Source organism: Klebsiella sp. 54 (assembly GCF_018223875.1).
Classification (GTDB): domain Bacteria; phylum Pseudomonadota; class Gammaproteobacteria; order Enterobacterales; family Enterobacteriaceae; genus Klebsiella; species Klebsiella quasipneumoniae.
In genome coordinates, this window is sequence record NZ_JAGRRA010000002.1 from 873,705 (window position 1) to 898,308 (window position 24,604).

The window sequence follows — 24,604 nt, forward strand, 5'->3', positions numbered from 1 at the left end:
GTGTACAATAGTCCAGTAATTGCCAGTTTTATCACCTAGTCCCCGGCCCCTTCATTCATTACCTTTTGGGTAAATAATGGATTGCTCAGGAGGAAGACGATGGCTCTGGTCATTGAATTTACATGTGATTTGCCAAACGGCGTGCATGCGCGTCCGGCCAGTCTGGTCGAAACGCTGTGTAACCGTTTTTCATCGGCGATTGAGTGGCGCAATCTGCGCCGCGAGACCAGCGGAAATGCCAAGAGCGCGCTGGCGATCATCGGCAGCAATACCCTGAAGGGCGACGCCTGCCAGCTGGTCATTCATGGCGAAGATGAAGCCGACGCGTTCGCCGCCTTAAGCGCCTTTATCGAAAATGAATTCCCGCAGTGCGACGCGCCGCTGCCCGCTGCGCATGCGCTGGAGATCCAGCCGGTGCCTGCGTCGCTCTCGCGGCTGAACCCGACGCTGTTTCATGCCCGCCCGGTGTGCGCCGGCAGCGCGGGGGGCAGGCTAATACACCTGAAATCCCGCGATCTGCATGAGCTGGGGGAACTGCCGGGCGCCGTCAGTCCCGAACAGGAGCAGGCGGCGCTGGATAATGGCCTGCGCCTGCTGGTAAAAGATATCGAGCTGCGGCTGCTGGACAATGACGGTACCGCCAGCGCAATCCTCGACGCTCACCGTTCGCTGGCGACGGATGCCTCGCTGCGCCAGCACCTGCTTGGCGGTATTCTCACCGGGCTGAGCTGCGCGCAGGCGATTGTCGCCACCAGCGACCACTTCTGCGCCCGGTTCCGTGATTCCGGCAACAGCTATCTGCAGGAGCGGGTGCTCGATGTGCGCGATGTCTGCTTCCAGCTGTTGCAGCATATCTATGGCGAAGCCCGCTTTCCGCCCCCGGGCCAGCTGCGGGAGGCCGCCATTTGCCTTGCCGACGAGCTGACCCCCAGCCAGTTTCTCGAACTGGATAAAGCGCATCTCAAAGGGCTGCTGCTGCGCGGCGGCGGCACCACGTCGCACACCGTGATCCTCGCCCGCTCGTTCAATATTCCGACCCTGGTGGGGGTTGACCTCGACGCACTGTTGCCGTGGGAGGGTACCCAGGTGCAGATCGACGGCACCGCCGGACTGCTGGTGGTGGATCCGAGTCCGGCGGTGGCGCGCTACTATCAGCAGGAGGCGTGGGTTCAGGCGCAGATCCAGCAACAGCAGCAGGTATGGCTGGATAAGCCAGGGCAGACGGAAGACGGTATCCGCGTCGAGATCGCGGCGAACATTGCCCATTCGGTAGAGGCGGTGGCGGCATTCAACAATGGTGCGCAGTCGGTTGGCCTGTTCCGCACAGAGATGCTGTATATGGACCGGCCCGGCGCGCCATCGGAAGATGAGCTTTACAACATCTTCTGTCAGGCGCTGGAGCCTGCCGCCGGGCGCAGCATTATTGTGCGGACTATGGATATCGGCGGTGATAAGCCGGTGGCCTATCTCAACATTCCTGCGGAAAATAACCCCTTCCTCGGCTACCGCGCGGTGCGCATCTATGAAGAGTACCAGGCGCTGTTTCATACTCAGCTGCGGGCGATTCTACGTGCCTCGGCGCACGGCGCGCTGAAGATCATGATCCCGATGATTTCCTCCATGGAAGAGATCCTGTGGGTGAAAGAGCGGCTGGCGGAGGCCAAACAGTCGCTGCGCGTTGAACAGATCCCGTTTGATGAAAAAATCCCGCTGGGCATCATGCTGGAGGTGCCGTCGGTGATGTTCATCATCGATCAGTGCTGCGAAGAGGTGGACTTCTTTAGCATCGGCAGCAATGACTTAACGCAGTATCTGCTGGCGGTCGACCGCGATAACGCGAAAGTGACGCGCCATTACAACAGTCTCAACCCGGCCTTCCTGCGTGCGCTGGACTATGCCGTGCAGGCGGCGCACCGGCAGGGGAAATGGATCGGCTTGTGCGGCGAGCTGGGGGCCAAAGGTTCGGTGCTGCCGCTGCTGGTCGGCCTCGGCCTGGATGAACTGAGTATGAGCGCGCCGGCGATCCCGGCGACCAAAGCGCGTCTGGCGCAGCTGGACAGCCGCGCCTGCCGTCAGCTGCTGAATCAGGCGATGCAGTGCCGTACCTCGCTGGAGGTGGAGCATCTGCTGGCCCAGTTCCGTATGCGCCAGCAGGAGGTGCCGCTGGTGAGCGCCGAGTGCATTACGCTCAACAGCGACTGGCGTAGTAAGGAAGAAGTGCTGAAGGGGATGACGGATAACCTGCTGCTGGCCGGTCGCTGCCGCTACCCACGCAAGCTGGAGGCTGACCTGTGGGCCCGTGAGGCGGTGTTCTCCACCGGGCTTGGCTTTAGCTTCGCCATACCGCACAGTAAATCCGAGCATATTGAGCAGTCGACCATCAGCGTCGCCCGGCTGGCGCAGCCGGTGATGTGGGGCGATGAAGAGGCGCAGTTTGTGATTATGCTGACGCTAAACAAGCACTCGGCGGGCGACCAGCATATGCGCATCTTCTCGCGGCTGGCGCGACGCATTATGCATGCGGAGTTCCGTCAAGCTCTGGTCTCCGCGCAGAGCCGCGAAGATATCGCGCAACTGCTGCGCCGCGAGCTGGAACTGTAATTGTCTCTCCGGCCAGCGGCGCTGGCCGGAGAGCGAGCTATAAATCCAGCACTAACCGGCCGCCTTTGGCGCGCGAGCAGCAGATCAGCATACTCTGTTGGCTGGCTTTCTCTTCCTCGCTGTAATACTGATCGCGGTGGTCCGCTTCCCCTTCCAGAATCATCGTTTCGCAGGTGCCGCACACCCCTTCGCGGCACAGACATTCCACCTTCGCCGCTTTGTTATTCTCAATAACCTGCAAAATGGTCATGTCCTGCGGTACGGTAAATTCGCGTCCGGAACGCGCCAGCACCAGGGTAAACGCCTCTCCGCCTTTATCCTCAACGATAAACTGCTCAAAGTGCAGTTGACTGGCGGGCACCTGATGGCGTTCGGCGGCGGCTTTCACCGCCTCGTTAAGCGCCGCCGGGCCGCAGGTATACACGTGGGTTCCGGGCTCGAGGTCGGCGAACAGGCGCGGCAGGTCGAGACGGCTGCCGAGCGCTGATACATGAATATTGACCCGATCGCGCCACGGCGCGGCGCTGAGCGCATCGACGAAAGCATTATTGTCGGCGTCGTGGAAAGAGTAGTGCAGCTGCCAGTCGGCCTGCTGTTGTTCCAGTTCCGGAATATGCGACAAGAATGGCGTAATGCCGATACCGCCGGCGATCAGCAGATGTTTTCGCGCCTGTGGTTCGATGGCGAACAGGTTGTTGGGCGTGGACACCGTCAGGGTATCGCCCGGGCGCACCTGCTGGTGCATAAAGCGCGAGCCGCCTTTGGAAGGCGACTCAAGACGCACCGCAATCTGCCAGCTGGTGGTATCCAGCGGCGAGCTCATCAGCGAATAAGCATTGCTGTAGCGCTGCTCGCCATCCTGCATCTGGACGATAATATGGCTACCGCCGCTGAATCCCGGCAGCGGGGCGCCGGTCGGCGACACCAGCGTAAAACGCTTCACCTGGGCGGTGATCTGTTCAACATCGCGAACGATCGTCTCAAACATTTGATAATCAGACATCGCTGAACTCCATCAAAAATCCCGGCGTGGCCAGAGCCGCCGCCGGGAGAATACATTTATAACCCCTGGCAGAGATACTTCATCTCCAGGTAATCTTCGATTCCGTGTTCCGAGCCTTCGCGGCCAAGACCCGACTGTTTCACCCCGCCAAATGGCGCGACTTCGTTGGAAATCAGCCCGGTATTGATGCCGACCATGCCGTATTCCAGCTGCTCGGAGACGCGCCAGATACGGGCGGCATCGTTGCTGTAAAAATAGGAGGCGAGACCGTAGATGGTGTTATTCGCCTGCTCGATGACCTGCTGCTCATCGTCAAATTTCACCAGCGCCGCCACCGGGCCGAAAATCTCTTCCTGCAGCAGCAGTGACCCCGGTTGTACGTCGCCGATCACCGTAGGGGTGAAAAAATTACCGCCCAGTGGGTGCGCTTTACCGCCGGTTAACAGCGTGGCGCCGCGGCTCAGGGCGTCGTCGAGCAGGGACTGGACTTTGCGCCCGGCGTCGGCGTTGATCAGCGGGCCAATCTGGACATCGGACTCGCTGCCATCGCCCACTTTCAGGGCGGCGACGCGGGCGACGAATTTATCGCAGAATTGGTCGTAGACGGCGCGATGAATATAGAAGCGATTGACGCAGACGCAGGTTTGCCCGGCGTTGCGGAACTTGGCGATCAGCGCTCCCTCGACCGCTTTATCGATATCGGCGTCATCAAAGACGATAAACGGCGCGTTACCCCCGAGCTCTAAAGAGAGCTTTTTGATGGATTCCGCGCACTGGCGCATCAGCACGCGGCCAACTTCGGTCGAGCCGGTAAAGGAGAGCTTACGCACCCGTTCATCGCCAGTGAGAACCGCGCCAATCTCACGCGACTGTCCGGTGACAACGTTAATAACGCCCTGCGGGATCCCGGCCTGATTCGCCAGTTCCGCCATCGCCAGCGCGGTAAACGGCGTTTCGTTGGCGGGCTTTATCACCATCGTACAACCCGCGGCCAGCGCCGGGCCGGCCTTACGGGTGATCATCGCCGCCGGGAAGTTCCACGGGGTGATCGCCGCGCAGACCCCCACTCCCTGGCGGATCACCATCAGGCGTTTATCGGCGCCAGGGGAGGGGATTATCTCGCCGTTGGCACGTTTCCCTTGTTCGGCAAACCACTCGATAAATGAGGCGGCATAGGCGATTTCGCCTTCCGCTTCCGCCAGCGGCTTGCCCTGCTCGGCGGTCATTATCTGCGCCAGCGCGGTCTTGTTTTCGAGGATCAGGCGGTGCCAGTTCTTCAATAACGCGGCGCGCTGGGCGGCGGTAAGCGCGCGCCATGCCGGCAGCGCGGCAGCGGCGGCATCCACCGCCTGCTGCGCTTCCGCCCGACCCATATTGGGGATCTGGCCGAGCGTCGCGCCGGTGGAAGGGTTGCTGACGGCAAGCGTCGTGCCGTCGGCGGCGTCGCGCCAGCTTCCGGCAATCAGCGCCTGCTGGCGAAACAGATCTGAGTGAAACACGGACATAGCCAACTCCTTCAACGATTACGGCTGGAACACCTGGGCCACCAGATTGTGGAAATGCGCGATACCGTGCTCGGAGATACCGCTGCCGCTGTTATCCGCCATAATGCGCCCCTGGCCGCGATAGCCGCGGGACTTCAGCCCCTTCTGCACGCTTTCCACCAGGCGTAAATCTTCCGGGCGGAACACGTCGCGATACCACTCAATCAGCGCTTTCTGATCGTCAGTCAGCTCTTCGTTGGTGAAATAGATGTCGTAATTTTGCAGAGTGGTCTCTTCATCCACCGGGAATTCATAGATCACGGTCATCATGCCCTTGATCGGCGTCACGTTGAACATGGTGCACGGCCACAGCCAGAAACCGTGGAACGCGGCGTCGGTACCTTCTTCGAATTTAAACGACTGCTCGGACGGCTTGGCGAAGCCATACTGCAGCGTCCATTTGCCGTGCATGGTGTGCCAGTAACGGTCAACCTGTACGGAATCCGAGAAGCCCGGGTGCGCCGGGCCGCAGTGGTAACATTCCAGATAGTTATCGACGATATTTTTCCAGTTCGCCGGGGTGAGAGTGGTAAAGCGCGCCGCCAGTTTCAGATCATGCACGTCCGGGCAGGCTTCCAACACTTTGTCCTGCAGGCCCGGCAGCTGCGTTTCCACGCTCTCTGCTTGCGGGTTCATATTGATAAACACAAAGCCGGCATACTCTTCCAGGCGAACCGGCACCAGCTGCGCCTTTTCGCTATCGAAATTCGCCACGTTTTCGCAGTTGCGGGCGTGGGCGAGATTGCCGTCAAGCTTGAAGGCCCAGGCGTGATAGGGGCAGGTAATCACGTTTTTGGCTTTACCTTCACCGCTCAGCAGCTGGTGGCCGCGGTGCGGGCAGACGTTATAGAAAGCGCGCAGAATGTTGTCGCGGCCGCGGACGATAACGATATTTTCGCCAATGATCTCCCGGGTGATGTAGTCGTTCGGCCGGGCGACCTCGCTGCCGTGGGCGACGCAAATCCAGCTATTGGCGAAGATGCGCTCTTTCTCGTGTTCAAACGCCTGGCTGTCGGTATAAAAACGGGCCGGAATGGTCCAGGCATCCTGCGGATTGGCGCAAAAGTTAATCGGCAGAGTAAAGTCAGGGCTCAAATTGCTCATGTAAGGTCACCTTGTGATTATTGTCAGTAAGAGGTTTTACAGCGACTGGCCGTCGCCTTTGAGTACCGTGCCAACCGGTAGCGTCTCGGCTTTAATCATTGGCTCGGGCGTATGGGTTTCTATCTGATTGACCGGCACGTGGGCGTAGTCCTGTTTTAGCCAGCGCACGAAGCCGCCGGTTTTAATCAGTAAAATGGCCAGGAATGGTAGGGCGGTCAGCACCACGGTGGTTTTCATGGTCTCAAGCGAAGCGCCGGTAAACAGAATCGATAGCGGGATGAGGGTGATTACCACGCACCAGAACAGGCGCATGCCGCGATCCGGATCGTCGCCTTCGCGCAGGTTGCGGGTGCTGGTCGCCGCCATGGTGTAGGCCACCGCATCCATGTGCGAGGCGAGAAAAACAATCATCACGAACAGATAGGCGGCGAGGAACAGCTTACCTGCCGGCAGCGACATCAGGACCTGCTGGACGGCGGTTTCGCCGCCAAGAGTCTGCATCACCTGCGGTACGTTAATCACGCCGTTAACGAACTGGTGCATGGCGTAGCTTTCCATCACCCCAAAGAAGAACCAGCAGCCGGCGGTGCTACCAAGGAGCAGTCCCCATATCACCTCTTTGATTTTGCGCCCGCGGGAGACGCGGGTGACGAACATCGCCACGCCCGGGGTATAGGAGATCCACCACAGCCAGTAGAAGACGGTCCAGTTGCGGGTAAAGGCGCCGTCGCCGAGGGGATCGGTAAACAGGCTCATCTGCAGGAAGTTCTGAGTCGTCAGGCCGACGGCGTTAATGATGTTATTGGTGATGAATTCGGTTGGGCCAACCAGTAATACCACCAACGGCAGCAGAAATGCCCCCCAGCCGACCATTTTGCTCAGGCGCTGCAGGCCGTTGTTGATGCCAATCCACGAACTCATGCAGAAAATACCGCCGGAGAGCAGGATCACAAACGCCTGCACGGTGAAGTTATCCGGCAGCCCGGTCAGCGCTGACAGGCCGCGGGTGAAGGTGGCGGCAGTGACCACCAGCGAAATGGTTAACGCGCCGACGGTAGCGATCAGGAACATCAGATCGACCAGACGGCCCCAGAAGCCCTGCGGACTCACTCCGGTGATCGCTGAAATGATCCCGGAGAGGCTGAGGCCTTTATTTTTCCGCACGTGGAAGTGATAGGCCATGATCAGCGAGGCGAGAGTGTAGGTCGCCCAGGCGCTAACCCCCCAGTGGAAGAAAGAATAAGGGATGCTGTATTCCAGCGCTTTCGGCGATTGCGGGGCAATGTTCAGGCCCGGGGTCTGGTAGTAATAAGCCCATTCGGCGACGCCCCAGTACAGCGTGGAGGAGCCGAGCCCGGCGCAGATAAACATAAACAGCCATGAGAGGGTACTGTATTCGACTTTACCTTCGCCGAGACGGATATTGCCGTATTTGCTGGTCGCCAGATAGAGCACCAGTCCCAGCGCCAGCAGCACCAGTACCTGTACCGTGGAACCCAGCAGGCGGGTCACGCCGTTAAAAATCGAATCAGCCGCCTGCGCGGTTTGCTGCGGGAAGAGACTTAATGTAGCGGCGATGAAAACAATGGCCGCCAGGCTGATGGCAATCAGCGGCACATCTTTTTTCTTTACGTTGCTCAACATGGGTGATCTCCTGGGCATGATTGCCCGTCGGTGGCTTTAGCCTGTCGTTGTTATCACGCTGTAGGGTCAAGGTTCGTAGCAAAAGCTATTAACAATCGGATTATTTCTTCGTTACATGAATTAAACAATTGGCCGTTTCGTGAAGCAATAAAACACGGAACGGAAATAATAAAAGGTGAATTGGCGCAGGTTCTGTCTTTTCAGGAATTAATAAAGTTTGCCGCTGTGATGCGGTCCACTTGTCAATCGTGGGGGATTCTGCATAGCGAAAAGAGAGGGAAGTTGGCGCAGGTCTTCCCGGGTAGCGGCTGCGCCTTACCCGGGCTACGGTCCGTGCGGCCTGCCTTTAATGTATTCACCATTGTTGCTGAAACTGCCGGTGTTGGCGGCCTCAACATCGCTGAGACGTATCCGGCAGGTCGGGGCAGCCCGCAGGGATGCGGGCTGAGGGCCGTGTTTTTACATTATCGTGCCTTTTGTAGCCCCGGTAAGCGCCGCGCGACCGGGGAGCGGCTTGGGTAATTACGCCAAAATGGCTTTGCAGATAGCGTCGCTGACCTGTTGCGTTGACGCGCTGCCTTTCATATCCGGGGTTTTCGGCCCGCTGGCAATCACCTGCTCAATCGCCGCCAGAATGCCGTTGTGCGCGGCGTGATAGCGCTCATCGCCGTTGCCGAGGAAATCGAGCATCATCGCCCCGGCCCACACGGTGGCGATCGGGTTGGCGATATTTTTACCATAGATATCCGGCGCCGACCCGTGAACCGGTTCGAACAGCGACGGGAAGGTGCGCTCCGGGTTGAGATTCGCCGATGGCGCAATACCGATGGTGCCGGTACAGGCCGGGCCGAGATCGGAGAGAATATCACCGAACAGATTGGAGCCGACCACCACGTCAAAACGCTCCGGCTGCAGCACGAAGCGGGCGCACAGGATATCGATATGCTGCTTGTCCCAGCGAATATCCGGATAGTTTTTGGCCATCTCTTCCACCCGCTCATCCCAGTAGGGCATGCTGATCGCCAGACCGTTGGATTTGGTTGCGGAGGTCAGCGTTTTGCGTGGGCGGCTTTGCGCCAGTTCGAAGGCGTAGCGCAGGATCCGGTCCACGCCGCGGCGGGTAAAGACCGACTCCTGAATCACCACTTCATGCTCGGTGCCTTCATTGGCGCGCCCGCCGAGGGCGGAATATTCGCCTTCGGTATTTTCGCGCACCACGTAAAAATCGATATCGCCGGCCTTTTTGCCCGCCAGCGGGCAGGGGACGCCGGGGAACAGACGCACCGGACGCAGGTTGACGTATTGGTCAAACTCACGGCGGAACTTCAGCAGCGACCCCCACAGCGAAATGTGGTCGGGAACGGTATCCGGCCAGCCGACGGCGCCGAAGTAGATGGCATCGAAGCCCTGCAGCTGCTCGCGCCAGTCGTCCGGCATCATCTTGCCGTGATGGGCATAATATTCGCAGCTTGCCCACTCCATCTGCTCGAAGCTCAGCGCCAGGTCCCACCGCTGTGCGGCGGCTTGCAGCACGCGAATCCCTTCAGGCAGAACTTCTTTGCCAATTCCGTCACCCGGGATGGCGGCAATACGATAGTTTTTTTTCATTCCGGTTCTCACTTTTTAGCGATGATGTTTGACCACCTGCCTATCCTATAATTGACTGGTTCATAATTAATCACGCTAACTGGTGAAACATAAAACACAGATCATGAATAATCTGCCGCTGCTAAATGATTTACGCGTCTTTATGCTGGTCGCTCGCCGGGCCGGGTTCGCCGCCGCCGCCGAAGAGCTTGGCGTATCACCGGCGTTCGTCAGCAAGCGGGTTTCGCTGCTGGAGCAAACCCTGAATGTGGTGTTGTTGCACCGGACCACCCGCCGGGTCACCATTACCGAGGAGGGGGAGCGGATCTACGAATGGGCGCAGCGCATTTTGCAGGATGTCGATGAGATGATGGACGAGCTTTCCGACGTGCGCCAGGTGCCGCAGGGAACGCTGCGTATTATCAGTAGCTTCGGCTTTGGTCGCCGGGTGGTGGCACCGGCGCTGTCGGCGCTGGCCCTTCAGTACCCGCAGCTGGAACTGCGTTTCGATGTCCAGGACCGGCTGGTGGATTTAGTCAATGAAGGGGTGGATCTCGATATTCGCGTGGGCGATGATATCGCGCCGAATCTGATTGCCCGCCAGCTGGCGGCCAACCACCGCGTGCTCTGCGCCTCGCCGCAATTCCTTGCCCGCCATCCACCGCCGAAACAGCTGAGCGATCTGGCCGCTTTACCCTGCCTGGTGATTAAAGAACGCGATCATCCGTTTGGCATCTGGCAGTTGCACAGCAAAGAGGGGCAGCATGCCATCAAAGTGACCGGGCCGCTGTCGTCCAACCATGGTGAAATTGTGCATCAGTGGTGTCTGGACGGGCAGGGGATTGCGTTACGTTCATGGTGGGACGTCCGGGAGAATATCGCCAGCGGCCATCTGGTGCATGTGCTGCCGGAATTCTTTCAGCCTGCCAACGTCTGGGCAGTCTATGTCTCCCGGCTGGCGACGTCGGCTAAAATTCGCACCACTGTGGAGTTTCTGCGCCACTACTTTCAGCAGCACTATCCGCAGCATGAGCCGACGGCCAGCGCCGTCGGCAGAGGCGATTAAACCCCCAGGCGGTCGCGCAGACTGTAGTAGGCGGCGCCCATGGCGGTGAAGGGAATGCGCAGGCTGCGGCCGCCCGGGAACGGGTAGTGCGGCAGTTTGGCAAAGGCGTCGAAACGCTCAGCGTCACCGCGCAGCAGTTCCGAAATCAACCGTCCGGCGAGGTGGGTACAGGTGACCCCATGCCCGCTGTAGCCCTGCATGTAGTAGATGTTGGTATCGAGGCGACCAAACTGCGGCATCCTTGAGAGGGTCAACAGGAAGTTGCCGGTCCAGCGGTAGTCGATTTTCACCCCTTTCAGCTGCGGGAAGGTTTTCAGCAGCTTCGGCATAATCAGCCGTTCCACATCGTCCGGGTCGCGGGCGCCGTAGACCACGCCGCCGCCATACAGCAGGCGGTTGTCGCCGGTGAGGCGGTAGTAATCCAACAGATAGTTACAGTCTTCCACACAGTAGTTTTTCGGGATCAGCGAGCGAGCGACCTCCTCCGACAGCGGAGCGGTGGTGACCACCTGGGTGCCGCAAGGCATGCTGCGCTTCGCCAGCTCCGGCTCCAGTTTGTCGCCGAGATAGGCGTTGCCGGCGACGATCACATAGCGGGCAGTGACCTGGCCGCGGGCGGTGCTGACCACAGCCGGAGTGGAGTGCTGAATGCGGGTGACCGGCGACTGCTCATAGACCCGGCCGCCGTTCAGGCGAATGGCGTCCGCTTCGCCGATGGCGAGGTTGAGCGGATGAATATGGCCGCCGCTGTGGTCGAGCAGGGCGCCGACGTAGCGGTCGCTGTCCACTTCGCGACGAATCGCCTCTCTGTCCAGCAGCTCCAGCTGCGTGTTGCCGTAGCGCTCCCAGTTGGCTTTCTGTTCTTCCAGCGTCTCCAGCTGTTTGTGATTCATCGCCACGAACAGGCCGCCCGGGCGATAATCGCACTGGATCTGGTAGCGCTGGATACGTTCGCGAATAATATCGCCGCCTTCGAACATCATGCTACCGAGCATTTTAGCGGCATCCGGGCCGTAGTTTTTTTCAATCACGTCGATATCGCGGCTGTAGGAGTTAACCAGCTGACCGCCATTGCGGCCGCTGGCGCCGAAGCCGATGCGCGCCCCTTCCAGCACCACCACGTCGTAGCCCATTTCGGCCAGATGCAGGGCAGACGAGAGTCCGGTATAGCCGCCGCCGACGACGCAGACGTCGCAGCTTATCGATTCGTCCAGCGTCGGAAAGGGTTCATATTTGTTGGCGCTGGCGGCGTAATAGCTGGTGGTATGTTCGGTCATGATTAAGACTCCAGGGCAATCCAGATGGTTTTCAGTTCGGTGAATTTTTCCAGCGCGTGCAGCGACTTATCGCGTCCGTTGCCGCTCTGTTTGTAACCGCCGAAGGGGACGGTCATATCACCATCGTTATAGTTGTTGACGAAGACCGAACCGGCCTTCAGGCGGCGGCTCATGCGGTGGGCGCGTGAGAGATCGCGGGTCCATACCGCAGCGCCGAGGCCGTAGTCGCTGTCGTTGGCAAGCCGCAGCGCCTCGTCTTCGCTTTTGAAGCGAGTCACCACCAGCACCGGGCCGAAGATCTCTTCCCGGCTGAGGGTGGAGGCCGGGTCGACGTCAACAAAAATGGTCGGGCCGACGGCGGCAGGCCACGGATTTTTCCGCCCGTCGAGGAACAGCGTGCTTTTGCTTTCGCCGCCGCGAATAAAACTGTGCACGCTGTCGGCATGGGTGTTGTCAATCAGCATGCCCATGGTGGTGTTTGGGTCGAGCGGGTTGCCCGGCTGCCAGCGTTGCGCTTCGGTTTTCAGTCGTGCCAGGAACTCGTCGGCGATGCTCTCCTCCAGCAGCAGGCGAGTGCCGGCGATGCACACCTGCCCCTGGTTGTAGAAGATGCCGCCGGCGGTGGCGCTGACCGCTTTTTGCAGATCCGGGCAGTCGGCGAAGACGATGTTGGCGCTCTTGCCGCCCGCTTCCAGCCACACGCGCTTCATATTGCTGTCGCCGGCGTCTTTCAGCAGCTGTTTGCCGGTGCGGGTGGAGCCGGTAAAGGTAATGACCTCCACGTCAGGATGCAGGGCCAGCGCCTGTCCGGCTTCGTGACCAAAGCCGCTGACCACGTTCAGCACGCCGTCCGGCAGGCCCGCCTCTTTCGCCAGCCCGGCGAGGCGCAAAGCGGTCAGCGGCGATTTTTCCGAGGGCTTAAGGATCACGCTGTTGCCCGCCGCCAGCGCCGGGCCGAGCTTCCAGCAGGCCAGCAGCAGCGGGAAGTTCCACGGCACCACCGCGGCGATGACGCCAATCGGTTCGCGGACGATCATCGCCAGCTCGTTGCTGCCGGTAGGAGCCACTTCGCCATAGACTTTATCCAGCGCTTCGGCATACCAGCGGATGGCGCGGGCGGCGCCGGGAATATCGTCGCGCAGGCTGTGGCGAATCGGCTTGCCGGTATCCAGCGTTTCCAGCAGCGCCAGCTCTTCGCAGTGGGCCTCTATCAGGTCGGCAAAGCGTGTGAGAACCGCTTTACGCTGCGTGGGAGCGGCCTGTGACCAGTCGCCGTTATCAAAGACCCGACGCGCGGCCTTCACCGCCAGCTCAACGTCGGCTTTTTTGCCGCGAGCGACATGGGCTAACGTGTGCTGCGCGGCAGGGTCAATGGTTTCAAAGGTGGTATTATCGACCGCGGCGCAATATTCGCCGTTAATAAATAATCGTGTTTCAATGGCCAGGCTTTTCGCTTTTTCCTGCCAGTAAGCCAGGTGCTGAAAATTCATCATGACTCCTTAAAAAACATTATCGGCAAATTAATCACATCGGCGTTTTCAGGCTGCACGGGGGCGCTGCGCCAGGCGCAGGGCATAGTGTATCCCCGGAGTTGAATACCGTTTTATCACCCTAAATTTCGACAGGTTGTCTGCATGCCGAATAATTCAGGGGTGAGTCGCCATTCACGGCGTTAATTATTTCAGGGCCAGCAGAAAATAAGATTCTCTTCCGGCACCAACGTTATGACTGCGAGTTTTTCGCGGCGACGAAAATAAAATTTCCGCCGCCGCAGGTCTGAAGAAAGCCTGAACCTCGTTCAGGCTAAATATTCAGAATGTGGTGGGGGTGTGGGCACTGATGATGCGGCAGATGCCTGCCGAGGTGTTGCTGAAGCTGTGCGGGATGCCGGTATTAATGGCATAGCTCTGTCCAGCCACCAGGTGGTACGACTGACCGTTAATCGTCAGCACAATCTCACCCTCCAGTATGGTGCCTATCTCCTCACCCTGATGCTTAATCCTCTCCCCGGTCGTGGTTCCAGGCTGGTAAGTTTCAAAAATCATCGCCAGCGTACGGTTCGGATTTCCGTTATGAACCAGCTTCATGGAAACGCCCTGACTGCCCATTTCGATAAGGTCATCCTGATTAATGACCACCTGGGGTTCGTCCGGCTTTTCGGGTTCAGAAAAGAATTCCGAGAGCGACAGCCCATAGACTTTCAGCAGCTTTTGCAGCGTACTGATGGCAGGACTGACTTTGTCCTGCTCTATGGTGCTGATGGCACTATGTGTTAACCCAGACAGTTCGGCGGCACGACGCTGCGAAAGACCCAGCTGTTGGCGGATCTCTGACAGACGTTTCCCTGGCGCCAGTCCGTCATCGCTCATATTTGCATTTCCTTAACGGTAGTGGTCAGCGCCGCCGCTTTTCAGCATGATGGCCCTGACAGGCGGTGATAAAACCATCAAACAACATACGCGACAGGGCGTATTCGCTACTGTTCCATTCAGGATGCCACTGTACGCCCAGCGCGAAAGGGTGATCGTTCACGCTGACCGCTTCCACCAGTCCATCCGGCGCTCGCGCCTCCACGCGCAGCTGCGGACTGAGGGTTTTTGCCCCTTGCCCATGTAGCGAGTTTACCCAAAACGTGTTGCAGCCCGGTATCAATTGCGACAGCAATCCTCCTTCCTGAACCTCAACCTGATGGGACGGCGCATACTGCTGCTCGACGGGCAGTTCAGGATCTTCGCGATGCTCCAGCAGCTCAGGCTGCTCGAACAGACGACGATACAGAGTCCCACCGGTGGCGACAACCAGTTCCTGCAGTCCACGACAGATGGCGAAAATGGGGATGCGCCTTTCGAGTGCGGCGTTAATCAGCGCCATGCTCAGAAGATCACGCCCGGGGTCGGCGTCAGGCTCATCGCCGTTTTCACCATAAAGGTGCGGCTGCACGTTACTGGGGCTGCCTGGCAGGTATATCCCGTCCAGTTTATCGACTAACGCGTTCAGCAGATCCGGCTCAGCCAGCGCATGTGGCAGGGCGATCGGCAGTCCGCCGGCGTTAACAATTGCATTCAGGTACTTTTCTTGCAAGGTCTGGGTCTGGTGACCCTTAAGCCTGTTTCTACACATCACGACGCCAATAACTGGCTTGTACATTATATTTTCCATGATCGCCCTCACAAAGTGGACTAAATTATGACCGCTATAGCGGGTTTAACGGCCATATCGTTCAATATTTTCTCAATCTAGCAGTGGAAATAGCCCTTTGCAAACTTAATTTAACATTTGACAAACAATTTATTTGCATACACAGTCGATGGGGTGGACATTATATTTAACGGTCTGAGTGCAGGACCGAAACCAAACCAACGGCGGTGAATCATGGAAACCAATATCGTAGAAGTTGAGAATTTTGTTCAGCAAACGGAAGAGAGACGGGTCAGCGCGTTCGCGAAAGAAGTGAAGCGCTACCTCGAAACCTACCCTGATACCCAATATGTTGATGTCCTCCTCACTGACCTGAACGGCTGCTTCCGCGGCAAGCGCATCCCGGTTGCCGGCCTGAGCAAGCTGGAGAAAGGCTGTTATTTCCCGGCTTCGGTGTTTGCGATGGATATTCTCGGCAACGTCGTGGAAGAGGCCGGTCTGGGCCAGGAGATGGGCGAGCCGGATCGCAGCTGCATTCCGGTGCCCGGCACCTTAACGCCTTCAGCGGCCGATCCGCAGTCGATAGCCCAGGTACAGTTGACCATGGTTGATGAAGATGGCGCTCCCTTTGACGTTGAGCCGCGGAACGTACTCAACCGCCTCTGGCAGCAGTTGCGCCAGCGCGGGCTGTTCCCCGTGGTAGCGGTAGAGCTGGAGTTCTATTTACTGGACCGCAAACGCGATGCCGAAGGCTACCTGCAGCCGCCGTGCGCGCCGGGCACCGACGATCGCAACACCCAAAGCCAGGTCTACTCGGTCGATAACCTGAACCACTTTGCCGACGTGCTCAACGACATCGACGAGCTGGCGAAACTGCAGCTGATCCCCGCCGACGGCGCGGTGGCCGAAGCCTCGCCGGGCCAGTTTGAAATCAACCTCCACCATACCGATAACGTGCTGGACGCCTGCGATGATGCGCTGGCGTTAAAACGTCTCGTGCGTTTAATGGCGGAGAAGCATAAGATGCACGCCACTTTTATGGCTAAGCCTTATGAAGAGCATGCGGGCAGCGGAATGCATATCCACATCAGCATGCTGAACAATAAAGGGGAAAACGTGCTGGTGGACGGCGACGGGGAAGACTCCGCGCTGCTTAAACGCGCGCTGGCCGGGATGATCGATCTGATGCCGGCCTCGATGGCGCTGCTGGCGCCGAACGTGAACTCGTATCGCCGCTTCCAGCCGGGGATGTATGTCCCGACGCAGGCTTCCTGGGGGCATAACAACCGTACCGTGGCGCTGCGGATCCCATGCGGCGAGCGGCAGAACCACCGCGTGGAGTATCGCGTGGCGGGGGCGGACGCCAACCCGTATCTGGTGATGGCGGCGATTTTCGCCGGCATTCTGCACGGGCTGGATAACCCTCAGCTGCCTTTGCAGGAAGAGGTGGAAGGTAACGGCCTGGAACAAGAGGGTCTGCCGTTCCCGATCCGCCAGAGCGATGCGCTGTGGGAGTTTATGCAGAACGATCACCTGCGTGAGCGTCTCGGCGAGCGTTTCTGCCACGTTTTCCATGCCTGCAAGCATGATGAATTACTGCAGTTTGAGCGTCTTATCACAGAAACTGAAATTGAGTGGATGTTGAAAAACGCCTGATGGTCGCCCCGCAAGGGGCGCATGAGTTGAGTCATGAGTAGCATCATACGGCCTGAGCGGAGCCTGGTCGTCCTTTTTGCTGGGAGCCCAGCCATTTCCCGGATGTCGCGTTAAGGAGCGCAGGCGGCAACGGGGCTTCAGTTAACGACACAGTGTGTGACGAGGAAATGAGATGATGCAGATGTTCAAATATCCGCAGGGAGAGGGAGGCCGCTCAGGCCGCATTGGATGCCAGCCAGCAACCGCTCACCGGTCCGTCTTACCCTTTTATTTATGCCTTATCCCCTTGCTAAGCAGGTTTGTCACGCGAACGTTGTGTCCGCAAACTGTTATCCGCAAGGGGGGAATGGGCGATGGCTATTAATCTTCCTGCGCATAACGCCGCTCAGGCGGGCAGACCGCGTCTGCGTAAATCCCTCAAACTCTGGCAAGTGGTGATGATGGGGCTGGCCTATCTGACGCCGATGACGGTGTTTGATACCTTCGGCATCGTCTCCGGTATCAGCAACGGCCACGTCCCGGCGTCTTATTTGCTGGCGCTGGCTGGCGTGCTGTTCACCGCCATCAGCTACGGCAAACTGGTGCGCCAGTTCCCGGAAGCCGGCTCCGCCTACACCTACGCGCAAAAATCCATCAGTCCGCACGTCGGCTTTATGGTCGGCTGGTCCTCGCTACTGGATTATCTGTTCCTGCCGATGATCAACGTCCTGTTGGCGAAGATCTATCTCTCGGCGCTGTTCCCTGAGGTGCCGCCATGGGTGTGGGTGGTGACCTTTGTCGCCATTCTGACCGCCGCAAACCTGAAAAGCGTTAATCTGGTGGCGAACTTCAACACCCTGTTCGTGCTGGTGCAGATCTCGATTATGGTGGTATTCGTCATTCTGGTGGTTCAGGGGCTGCACAAAGGCGAGGGGGTAGGGACCGTCTGGTCGCTGCAGCCGTTTATCAGTCAGAATGCGCATCTGATCCCGATTATTACCGGGGCGACCATCGTCTGCTTCTCGTTTCTCGGCTTCGACGCCGTGACCACACTGTCGGAAGAGACGCCTGACGCCGCGCGGGTGATCCCGAAGGCTATTTTTCTCACCGCGATGTACGGCGGCATTATTTTCATCGTCGCGTCGTTCTTTATGCAGCTGTTTTTCCCGGATATTCATCGCTTTAAAGACCCGGACGCCGCGCTGCCGGAGATTGCGCTGTACGTGGGCGGTAAGCTGTTCCAGTCAATATTCCTCTGCACCACCTTTGTTAACACCCTGGCGTCCGGCCTGGCGTCCCATGCCAGCGTCTCCCGTCTGCTGTACGTGATGGGTCGCGATAACGTCTTCCCGGAGCGCATTTTCGGCTATGTGCATCCGAAATGGCGCACCCCGGCGTTGAACGTGATTATGGTGGGTATCGTCGCGCTGTCGGCGCTGTTCTTCGACCTGGTGACCGCCACCGCGTTAATTAACTTCGGCGCGCTGGTGGCCTTCACCTTCGTTAACCTGTCGGTGTTCAACCACTTCTGGCGTCGCAAGGGGTACAACAAAACCTGGAAGGATCGACTGCACTATCTGCTGCTGCCGATGGTCGGGGCGTTGACGGTAGGGGTGCTGTGGATCAACCTCGAGGCCACTTCCCTGACGCTCGGCCTGGTGTGGGCGGCGCTTGGTCTGCTGTATCTGGCTTATCTGACCCAACGTTTCCGTAAACCGCCGCCGCAGTTCGATGCCGCCAAGGCGGAGCAGGCCTGGGAGTCCTAGAACCTGACGCTGAAACCGAACGAAGGCAGGCCCGCAGGCCTGCCTTTGTTTTTGGTTCGGTAAGGGACAGTACAGGATGGTAAAGCAATCAGCAGAAAACGGCGGAGAACGGAAGGTATTATTTCTTCTTTTTATGGACAGGTAACTGACTGGCGCGCCGCTCTTTGAGGTACGACACCAGGCTGTAGATGGCGACGCCCAGCAGCGCCACCGCGACGATAAAGAGAATAAGACCCGACATAGACCAACCTAATATTCTGTTTAGAAAGGGAAAAAGATACAGGGCTCTGTGTGAAGATAACATCGGGATATGTCTGAAAGATGACGCCTCATAGCGAGAATATCTGCTGTCGGGGTTGTGATAAAATATTTCCCGCAGGAATGTGACAGCCTGGCTTTCAGCTGAAATGGCGTAACACTCCGTTAAGTGATTTTACAGAAGTGCGGCCAGCAACGGGTTACGCTGACCGCGAATAAGAATGATCTGAGAGTAAGACATGTATAAGACAACCCTCAGCCTGCTGGGCGTGGCGCTGGCGCTGACGGCCTTCGCCAGTCAGGCTGAAAATGAACGTCAGGCGAGCCGCGAGCGGATCGTGGAGCAGGTCCTGAAACCCTGTGAAGGCAAAAAAGCGGGCGATAAGGTAGTGATCACCGATCGCCGCGGCGGGGAGCACGAGGCGATCTGTACCCTGGCGGCGGTTCCGCTGCCGGAATAATGCCCGCCGCCGGGGCGAGTTAGCGATACCGCGGCGCCGGTTGCCCGGTTCGCGCGCTGGTAAACAGCGCCAGTCGCGTCTGCTCGAAAGCCTCCCACAGTCCCAGATCATGCACCGGCGGTAAGGTGACCTTTTCCCCCATTTCGAGTCCCCTGAGAGCGGCGTCAACCAGATCCTCGGTGGTCATTACCGTACCGGTGGGCAGGGCGTCGAGCGCCACGCCGGAGGTCGGCCACAGATCGGTGGCGGTCGCCGCCGGCAATACTGCCTGAATACGCACGCCGCTGTCGGCGAACTCATCCTGCAGGCCACGGGTAAAGCTCAACACCCAGGCTTTGCTGGCGCTGTAGACCGCGCTGCCCGGCAGCGTATGCAGCGCAAGAATAGAGGCAATATTGATCAGCGTTCCGCGGCCCCGGGGAGCGAAAGCGGCCAGTGCGGCATAGCTCAGGCGCAGAAGCGCGGTGGTGTTGAGCGTATGAATCGCCTGGTGCTCGCGCGACGTGCTGGCGAGAAAGCCCGCCATTTTTGCCGTTCCGGCGTTGTTGATGAACAGGTCAACGGCGGGATCCTGCTGCAGACGCTGCTCTACGGCTTCAATGCCTTGCTCCTCGCTCAGGTCGGCCTTGAGGATGCTGGCCCGGATGGCGTAGCGCGCCTGCAGTTGCCCGGCGAGCGCCTGCAGCCGATCTTCACGACGGGCGGCGAGGATCAGATCGTAGCCGCGGGCGGCAAGTCGTTCGGCATAGATCGCGCCGATACCTGAGGAAGCGCCGGTGATAAAAGCAGTGTGCGATGACTGGGACATGAGTATTGCCTCTTAAAAGGTTGCATGATTAAACCAAATTCAGCATGAGATATCTGGTTTAATAATGCAACCATTTTGCCGGGCTTTTTTTATTTCTGCCTGCCGCAGGGAGCGATTAGTCGTTCAGCGGGAGGGCGATGGTGATATCCGCTGGGGACAGCTCACGGCCATCGGCCGCCTGCAGCACCAGTTTACGCAGGGGCTGACGCTGCTGGCGGTCAATGAGCCGCGTCGCCGGTTCGTCCGGGTCGAACAGATAGTCGTCCGCCCACTGGGAGAGGGCGACCAGCACGGTCTGCAGGGCGCGGCCCTTATCCGTCAGGACATACTCCTGCCAGGCGCTGCCGTCGGAGGCCGGCTGCAAATGCAGGATGCCTTCATCCACCAGCATTTTCAGCCGCCCGGCGAGCATATTTTTGGCAATGCCGAGGTTTTTCTGGAATTCGCTAAAACGGCGTACCCCGCGCAGGGCATCACGGACGATAAGCAGCGACCACCAGTCGCCGATAACGTCGAGGGAGCGGGCGACAGGACAGCAGCTGTTTTCCAGACGGGTACGTTTCACGAAAGCCTCCAGGTTAGTTGTTTCATTATAAAACTATTTGGTCGGCAGAGGAAATTTTCGGCTCCGGTCTAAGTTTGCGAGCGAATGCCAGGAAAAATGGCCTAAATCCGTCACAATTAACCCGATGATAATAAATGACTAAGGATGAAGGGATGAAAATATGTCTACTCGCCGCCGCCGTAGCCGGCGCGGTCATGTTATCCGCTGGCGCCCAGGCGCAGGAAACGGCCGCCCCAGAGGGGTATCAGCTGCAGCAGGTGCTGATCATGAGTCGTCACAACCTTCGCACGCCGCTGGCCAATAACGGCAGCGTGCTGGAGCAGTCCACCGCCAAAGCCTGGCCGCAGTGGGATGTGCCGGGCGGCCAGCTGACCACCAAGGGAGGCGTGCTGGAGGTGTATATGGGCCACTATATGCGCGAATGGCTGGCGCAACAGAAGCTGGTGACCAGCGGGGAGTGCCCGCCGGAAAACGCCGTTTACGCCTACGCTAACAGCCTGCAGCGCACCGTCGCCACTGCGCAGTTCTTTATCACCGGCGCGTTCCCGGGCTGCGGCATTGCGGTGCATCATCAGCCGCAGATGGGCACCATGGACCCGACCTTCAACCCGGTTATCACCGACGACTCCCCGGCGTTTCGCGAGAAAGCGCTGCAGGCGATGGAAAAAGAGCGCCAGGGGATGCAGTTGACCGAGAGCTACAAGCTGCTGGAGACAATGATCGATTACCGCAACTCGCCCTCCTGCAAAGAGAAGCAGGTCTGTTCCCTGAGCGAGGGTAAAGATACCTTTAGCGCCGGTTATCAGCAGGAGCCGGGGGTATCCGGGCCGCTGAAGGTGGGCAACTCGCTGGTGGACGCCTTCACCCTGCAATACTATGAAGGCTTCCCGAAAGATCAGGTGGCGTGGGGGGAGATCACCAGCGATAAGCAGTGGCAGGTGCTGTCGAAGCTGAAAAACGGCTACCAGGATAGTCTGTTTACCTCGACGGCAGTGGCGCAAAATGTGGCCAAACCGCTGGTTAAATATATCGATAACGCGCTGGTGGGCGAGGGAGCCAGCAAGGCGAAAGTCACCCTGCTGGTGGGACACGACTCGAATATCGCCTCACTGCTGACGGCGCTGGACTTTAAGCCCTATCAACTTCCTGGCCAGTACGAGCGCACGCCTATCGGCGGCAAACTGCTGTTTCAGCGCTGGCACGACAGCGGCAGCAACCGCGATCTGATGAAGATTGAGTATGTCTATCAGAGCACTGAGCAGCTGCGTAATGCCGACCCGTTGACGTTACAGACCCCGCCGCAGCGGGTCACGCTGGCGCTTAACGGCTGCCCGGTCGATGACCAGGGATTCTGCCCGCTGGAGACCTTTAAAAAGGTGATCAACGAGGCGGCGAAATAATGAAAAAACCCGGAGCAATCCGGGTTTTTAGCAGGTTAGGGTGAGACTCAGCAGGGATAAACACCCTATACGTTTTTACGCTCAATCGTCTGTTCACCCCAGAACAGCGCATCTTTATCGGTTTTGGCAAAGGCCAGTGCCAGCACTTCGTCGCTGCCTTCCTCCCAAATTTGCTCAGCCAGTTTTTCATCGTAGTGGGCAACTTCGAAAATCGCCTCGGCGATCTCCGGCGAGGTGTTACGTAAACTTGCCCATTCGCCGACGCGATGTGCTTTTGCTTCTTGAGTTGGCATAGTGCTCCTCCTGCGGAAGATTAGCCGTGCAGTTTAACGGCCAGTTTGGCGACATGTTCACCCTGATAGCGGGCGATGGCTAACTCTTCCTCGCTTGGCTGACGCGAACCGTCGCCGCCGGCAATAGTGGTGGCGCCATAAGGCGTCCCGCCGCGGACCTGGGAGATGTCGAACAGCTCCTGTGCGCCGTAGCCGATTGGGACGATGATCATCCCGTGGTGGGCCAGCGTCGTCCAGGTGGAGGTAATGGTTTGTTCCTGGCCGCCACCTGTGCCGGTTGAGCTGAATACGCTGGCGATCTTACCGTACAGCGCGCCGGATGCCCACAGGCCGCCGGTCTGATCGAGGAAGGTGCGCATTTGTCCGGACATATTGCCGAAACGAGTCGGGGTACCAAAGATGATGGCGTCATACTCAGCCAGCTCCTGCGGCGTGGCGACAGGCGCGTTTTGCGTTTTCCCGCCTGCTTTGGCAAACGCTTCTGCTTGCATGGTTTCCGGCACGCGCTTCACAACCACCTCAACGCCGTCCACCCGGTTCGCCCCATCGGCGACGGCGTGAGCCATGGTTTCAATGTGTCCATACATGGAATAATAAAGCACCAGAATTTTAGCCATTTCCATCACTCCTCGGTTGCATTATAAGCCAGCCAAATAGCTGGTACCTTTAAAGATAAAGCCTCTGCCGAAGAGTGCAAATCCAACGGGCATTTATTTGATTTATAACAAAATGACAAAACATTATTTACTTTTCCTTGCGCAGCGCGGCCTGAGCGGCTGAGAAGCGGGAAGCGATGCCTCCGTTATACTGGCCGGTGCGGCGAGGATGTAGCATCAGGATACATTTTTTGCTGACTATTTTTTCTTCGGCAGCAGAGCAGGTTAGCGCCATCAGGCGGCGCGAGGGGATTTTTTTGGCCAGGCTTTGTTTCTGAATGTGACATTTGCCATCGTCAGCGGCAGTCATTCACTAACCTTATAGATACGCGGCAGAACAGCGGCGTCGCCGCTCCCGCGTAATGCACTATGATGTCTAACCTAATGGAGGTCAGTAATGGCAAACCATCGTGGCGGTTCTGGCAACTTTGCTGAAGACCGTGAAAGAGCATCAGAAGCAGGACGTAAAGGTGGCCAGCATAGCGGGGGGAATTTTAAAAATGACCCTCAGCGCGCCTCAGAGGCTGGCAAAAAAGGGGGTAAAAACAGTCATGGAAGTCGTGAGAGTTAACGCGCGACTGGCACTGTTCTCTTTGATGCGGTGTTAATCTCCCCGACCCAACCGCATCGCCCTCGCCGCCGGCATCTGCCGGCGGTTTTTTTTAGCTGTCGGAGGTTGCGCTCCCGCCGGGCCGATTGCACACTGGTCGCCCGTTTATCGTCATGGCTGTCTTATGTCTTCGTTAAAATTCTCCGTTAGCCGCCAGGAAGCGCTCCTTATCATGATCACCATGTTCTGGGGAGGGACTTTCCTTGCCGTACAGTATGCGGTCAGCCTCAGTGGGCCGCTGTTTTTTGTCGGCCTGCGTTTCGCGACCGCCGCGCTGGCGGTGGGCCTGCTCTCGCTCCGCACCCTGCGCGGCCTGACGTGGCTGGAGGTGAAGGCGGGGGTGGCGATTGGCGTGGCGATTGCGCTGGGGTATGGCCTGCAGACCTGGGGGCTGCAGTCGATCTCCAGCAGCAAGTCTGCCTTTATCACGGCGATGTATGTGCCGCTGGTGCCGCTGCTGCAGTGGCTGTGCCTGGGGCGTATGCCGGGGGTGATGTCCTGCGTGGGGATTGTGCTGGCCTTTATCGGTTTGATCCTGCTGGCCGGGCCGGAAAACAATCTGTTGGCGCTTGGCGTGGGGGAGATGATCACTCTGGCGAGTGCGCTGGCGATCGCCGCGGAGATTATCCTTATCAGCGCCTGGGCCGGAAAAGTGGATGTCCGACGGGTGACGGTGGTGCAGCTGGCGACCGCGTCGCTGGTGGCTTTCGCTGCCATGAAGCCGGCCGGTGAGTCGGTGCCGCCGTTGACGCCGACGCTGCTCGGCGTGGCGCTGGGGCTGGGCATTTTCAGCGCGATCATTCAGGTGACCATGAACTGGGCGCAGCGCAGCGTCTCGCCGACGCGGGCCACGCTGATCTATACCGGCGAACCGGTATGGGCCGGTATTTTTGGCCGGCTGGCCGGCGAGCGTCTGCCGCTGCTGGCCCTCCTTGGCTGCTTCTTTATCCTCGCGGGAGTGCTGGTGAGCGAGCTGAAGTGGAAGCGCAAACCGCCGCCGCAGATGTCAAAGAATGACGATGCGCAGCCGCTCCCGGACCTGGCCGATCGTCGCGAGCCGTAATTTTACGCTTCTGATCCTACAGCGGCGCTTATCCTGGCTGGCCTGCTCGTCCGGCTCTGATCGTCTCCAGGCCCGCGCAAGCGCAGCGCCGCCTGGCAAGATATCAGGCACGGTATCCATGATTT

23 protein-coding genes are annotated in these 24,604 nt (G+C 58.7%); 8 read left to right on the forward strand and 15 right to left on the reverse strand.

Annotation, left to right across the window (positions count from 1 at the left end; genetic code table 11):
- Positions 1 to 99 precede the first annotated feature (99 nt).
- Entirely contained in the window at positions 100 to 2,601 is a 2,502-nt protein-coding gene (gene ptsP / locus KHQ24_RS05775; protein ID WP_211777158.1) for a phosphoenolpyruvate--protein phosphotransferase, read from the forward strand.
- A 37-nt stretch (positions 2,602 to 2,638) separates the two neighbouring features.
- Here the strand turns inward: ptsP and KHQ24_RS05780 are convergent, their stop codons facing one another.
- The 5 genes from KHQ24_RS05780 to KHQ24_RS05800 form a co-directional block, all read right to left on the reverse strand.
- A complete protein-coding gene (locus KHQ24_RS05780; protein WP_043521056.1) occupies positions 2,639 to 3,604 on the reverse strand; it encodes a PDR/VanB family oxidoreductase in 966 nt (321 codons plus the stop codon).
- A 56-nt stretch (positions 3,605 to 3,660) separates the two neighbouring features.
- Entirely contained in the window at positions 3,661 to 5,109 is a 1,449-nt protein-coding gene (locus KHQ24_RS05785; protein ID WP_065697202.1) for an NAD-dependent succinate-semialdehyde dehydrogenase, read from the reverse strand.
- A gap of 18 nt (positions 5,110 to 5,127) precedes the next feature.
- Positions 5,128 to 6,252 (reverse strand): carnitine monooxygenase, oxygenase subunit YeaW, encoded by a 1,125-nt coding sequence (gene yeaW / locus KHQ24_RS05790; RefSeq protein ID WP_004201468.1) that lies wholly within the window; start codon positions 6,250 to 6,252, stop codon positions 5,128 to 5,130.
- A 36-nt stretch (positions 6,253 to 6,288) separates the two neighbouring features.
- The gene (locus KHQ24_RS05795) at positions 6,289 to 7,896 is read right to left on the reverse strand and encodes a BCCT family transporter (RefSeq protein WP_004201469.1); all 1,608 of its coding nucleotides are present in this window, start codon (positions 7,894 to 7,896) and stop codon (positions 6,289 to 6,291) included.
- 522 nt (positions 7,897 to 8,418) lie between these two features.
- Entirely contained in the window at positions 8,419 to 9,504 is a 1,086-nt protein-coding gene (locus KHQ24_RS05800; protein WP_065697204.1) for a tartrate dehydrogenase, read from the reverse strand.
- Positions 9,505 to 9,586: 82 nt separating this feature from the next.
- Here KHQ24_RS05800 and KHQ24_RS05805 point away from each other — a divergent pair, with 82 nt between their 5' ends.
- Entirely contained in the window at positions 9,587 to 10,549 is a 963-nt protein-coding gene (locus KHQ24_RS05805) for a LysR substrate-binding domain-containing protein (protein ID WP_008805923.1), read from the forward strand.
- Here KHQ24_RS05805 and KHQ24_RS05810 read toward each other — a convergent pair.
- The 4 genes from KHQ24_RS05810 to puuD all read right to left on the reverse strand — a co-directional run bounded on the left by KHQ24_RS05810 (position 10,546) and on the right by puuD (position 14,973).
- Positions 10,546 to 11,826: an NAD(P)/FAD-dependent oxidoreductase gene (locus KHQ24_RS05810; protein WP_004201473.1), complete on the reverse strand. Its 1,281-nt coding sequence runs from the start codon at positions 11,824 to 11,826 to the stop codon at positions 10,546 to 10,548. The genes KHQ24_RS05805 and KHQ24_RS05810 overlap by 4 nt on opposite strands.
- A 2-nt stretch (positions 11,827 to 11,828) precedes the next feature.
- On the reverse strand, positions 11,829 to 13,316 hold the full coding sequence (gene puuC, locus KHQ24_RS05815; RefSeq protein WP_211777159.1) for an aldehyde dehydrogenase PuuC: 1,488 nt from the start codon (positions 13,314 to 13,316) through the stop codon (positions 11,829 to 11,831).
- A 321-nt stretch (positions 13,317 to 13,637) separates the two neighbouring features.
- Positions 13,638 to 14,195 (reverse strand): HTH-type transcriptional regulator PuuR, encoded by a 558-nt coding sequence (gene puuR / locus KHQ24_RS05820; RefSeq protein ID WP_002898590.1) that lies wholly within the window; start codon positions 14,193 to 14,195, stop codon positions 13,638 to 13,640.
- Positions 14,196 to 14,220: 25 nt separating this feature from the next.
- On the reverse strand, positions 14,221 to 14,973 hold the full coding sequence (puuD, locus tag KHQ24_RS05825) for a gamma-glutamyl-gamma-aminobutyrate hydrolase (RefSeq protein WP_025999163.1): 753 nt from the start codon (positions 14,971 to 14,973) through the stop codon (positions 14,221 to 14,223).
- A gap of 225 nt (positions 14,974 to 15,198) precedes the next feature.
- Between puuD and KHQ24_RS05830 the strand changes: the two genes are divergently transcribed.
- Both KHQ24_RS05830 and KHQ24_RS05835 read left to right on the forward strand, forming a co-directional pair.
- Entirely contained in the window at positions 15,199 to 16,620 is a 1,422-nt protein-coding gene (locus tag KHQ24_RS05830) for a glutamine synthetase family protein (protein ID WP_002898595.1), read from the forward strand.
- Between the two features lie 353 nt (positions 16,621 to 16,973).
- On the forward strand, positions 16,974 to 18,365 hold the full coding sequence (locus KHQ24_RS05835) for an APC family permease (RefSeq protein ID WP_004201476.1): 1,392 nt from the start codon (positions 16,974 to 16,976) through the stop codon (positions 18,363 to 18,365).
- Positions 18,366 to 18,483: 118 nt separating this feature from the next.
- On the opposite strand, the gene KHQ24_RS05840 is transcribed toward KHQ24_RS05835, so the two are convergent.
- Complete coding sequence (locus tag KHQ24_RS05840; protein WP_002898600.1) at positions 18,484 to 18,606, reverse strand: small membrane protein; 123 nt, start codon at positions 18,604 to 18,606, stop codon at positions 18,484 to 18,486.
- 256 nt (positions 18,607 to 18,862) lie between these two features.
- Between KHQ24_RS05840 and KHQ24_RS05845 the strand changes: the two genes are divergently transcribed.
- Positions 18,863 to 19,084 (forward strand): hypothetical protein, encoded by a 222-nt coding sequence (locus KHQ24_RS05845; protein WP_004201478.1) that lies wholly within the window; start codon positions 18,863 to 18,865, stop codon positions 19,082 to 19,084.
- A 19-nt stretch (positions 19,085 to 19,103) separates the two neighbouring features.
- Here the strand turns inward: KHQ24_RS05845 and KHQ24_RS05850 are convergent, their stop codons facing one another.
- On the reverse strand, positions 19,104 to 19,892 hold the full coding sequence (locus KHQ24_RS05850; protein WP_004201480.1) for an SDR family NAD(P)-dependent oxidoreductase: 789 nt from the start codon (positions 19,890 to 19,892) through the stop codon (positions 19,104 to 19,106).
- Between the two features lie 115 nt (positions 19,893 to 20,007).
- Positions 20,008 to 20,457: a winged helix-turn-helix transcriptional regulator gene (locus KHQ24_RS05855; RefSeq protein ID WP_004201482.1), complete on the reverse strand. Its 450-nt coding sequence runs from the start codon at positions 20,455 to 20,457 to the stop codon at positions 20,008 to 20,010.
- A gap of 152 nt (positions 20,458 to 20,609) precedes the next feature.
- Here KHQ24_RS05855 and agp point away from each other — a divergent pair, with 152 nt between their 5' ends.
- A complete protein-coding gene (gene agp, locus KHQ24_RS05860; protein WP_211777160.1) occupies positions 20,610 to 21,857 on the forward strand; it encodes a bifunctional glucose-1-phosphatase/inositol phosphatase in 1,248 nt (415 codons plus the stop codon).
- Between the two features lie 65 nt (positions 21,858 to 21,922).
- Here the strand turns inward: agp and KHQ24_RS05865 are convergent, their stop codons facing one another.
- The 3 genes from KHQ24_RS05865 to KHQ24_RS05875 form a co-directional block, all read right to left on the reverse strand.
- Complete coding sequence (locus tag KHQ24_RS05865; protein ID WP_008805934.1) at positions 21,923 to 22,150, reverse strand: YccJ family protein; 228 nt, start codon at positions 22,148 to 22,150, stop codon at positions 21,923 to 21,925.
- A 20-nt stretch (positions 22,151 to 22,170) separates the two neighbouring features.
- A complete protein-coding gene (gene wrbA / locus KHQ24_RS05870; RefSeq protein WP_002898704.1) occupies positions 22,171 to 22,767 on the reverse strand; it encodes an NAD(P)H:quinone oxidoreductase in 597 nt (198 codons plus the stop codon).
- Between the two features lie 127 nt (positions 22,768 to 22,894).
- On the reverse strand, positions 22,895 to 23,116 hold the full coding sequence (locus KHQ24_RS05875) for a hypothetical protein (protein WP_004204497.1): 222 nt from the start codon (positions 23,114 to 23,116) through the stop codon (positions 22,895 to 22,897).
- 87 nt (positions 23,117 to 23,203) lie between these two features.
- On the opposite strand from KHQ24_RS05875, the gene KHQ24_RS05880 reads away from it, so the two are divergent.
- The gene (locus tag KHQ24_RS05880; RefSeq protein ID WP_002898708.1) at positions 23,204 to 23,377 is read left to right on the forward strand and encodes a general stress protein; all 174 of its coding nucleotides are present in this window, start codon (positions 23,204 to 23,206) and stop codon (positions 23,375 to 23,377) included.
- Positions 23,378 to 23,540: 163 nt separating this feature from the next.
- A complete protein-coding gene (locus tag KHQ24_RS05885) occupies positions 23,541 to 24,479 on the forward strand; it encodes a DMT family transporter (protein ID WP_064189303.1) in 939 nt (312 codons plus the stop codon).
- Positions 24,480 to 24,604 lie beyond the last annotated feature (125 nt).

Coding starts and splice junctions, on each gene's coding strand:
- ptsP (WP_211777158.1), top strand. CDS start 100: ATGGCTCTGGTCATTGAATTTACATGTGATTTGCCAAACGGCGTGCAT.
- KHQ24_RS05780 (WP_043521056.1), bottom strand. CDS start 3,604: ATGTCTGATTATCAAATGTTTGAGACGATCGTTCGCGATGTTGAACAG.
- KHQ24_RS05785 (WP_065697202.1), bottom strand. CDS start 5,109: ATGTCCGTGTTTCACTCAGATCTGTTTCGCCAGCAGGCGCTGATTGCC.
- yeaW (WP_004201468.1), bottom strand. CDS start 6,252: ATGAGCAATTTGAGCCCTGACTTTACTCTGCCGATTAACTTTTGCGCC.
- KHQ24_RS05795 (WP_004201469.1), bottom strand. CDS start 7,896: ATGTTGAGCAACGTAAAGAAAAAAGATGTGCCGCTGATTGCCATCAGC.
- KHQ24_RS05800 (WP_065697204.1), bottom strand. CDS start 9,504: ATGAAAAAAAACTATCGTATTGCCGCCATCCCGGGTGACGGAATTGGC.
- KHQ24_RS05810 (WP_004201473.1), bottom strand. CDS start 11,826: ATGACCGAACATACCACCAGCTATTACGCCGCCAGCGCCAACAAATAT.
- puuC (WP_211777159.1), bottom strand. CDS start 13,316: ATGAATTTTCAGCACCTGGCTTACTGGCAGGAAAAAGCGAAAAGCCTG.
- puuR (WP_002898590.1), bottom strand. CDS start 14,195: ATGAGCGATGACGGACTGGCGCCAGGGAAACGTCTGTCAGAGATCCGC.
- puuD (WP_025999163.1), bottom strand. CDS start 14,973: ATGTACAAGCCAGTTATTGGCGTCGTGATGTGTAGAAACAGGCTTAAG.
- KHQ24_RS05830 (WP_002898595.1), top strand. CDS start 15,199: ATGGAAACCAATATCGTAGAAGTTGAGAATTTTGTTCAGCAAACGGAA.
- KHQ24_RS05835 (WP_004201476.1), top strand. CDS start 16,974: ATGGCTATTAATCTTCCTGCGCATAACGCCGCTCAGGCGGGCAGACCG.
- KHQ24_RS05840 (WP_002898600.1), bottom strand. CDS start 18,606: ATGTCGGGTCTTATTCTCTTTATCGTCGCGGTGGCGCTGCTGGGCGTC.
- KHQ24_RS05845 (WP_004201478.1), top strand. CDS start 18,863: ATGTATAAGACAACCCTCAGCCTGCTGGGCGTGGCGCTGGCGCTGACG.
- KHQ24_RS05850 (WP_004201480.1), bottom strand. CDS start 19,892: ATGTCCCAGTCATCGCACACTGCTTTTATCACCGGCGCTTCCTCAGGT.
- agp (WP_211777160.1), top strand. CDS start 20,610: ATGAAAATATGTCTACTCGCCGCCGCCGTAGCCGGCGCGGTCATGTTA.
- KHQ24_RS05865 (WP_008805934.1), bottom strand. CDS start 22,150: ATGCCAACTCAAGAAGCAAAAGCACATCGCGTCGGCGAATGGGCAAGT.
- wrbA (WP_002898704.1), bottom strand. CDS start 22,767: ATGGCTAAAATTCTGGTGCTTTATTATTCCATGTATGGACACATTGAA.
- KHQ24_RS05875 (WP_004204497.1), bottom strand. CDS start 23,116: ATGACTGCCGCTGACGATGGCAAATGTCACATTCAGAAACAAAGCCTG.
- KHQ24_RS05880 (WP_002898708.1), top strand. CDS start 23,204: ATGGCAAACCATCGTGGCGGTTCTGGCAACTTTGCTGAAGACCGTGAA.
- KHQ24_RS05885 (WP_064189303.1), top strand. CDS start 23,541: ATGTCTTCGTTAAAATTCTCCGTTAGCCGCCAGGAAGCGCTCCTTATC.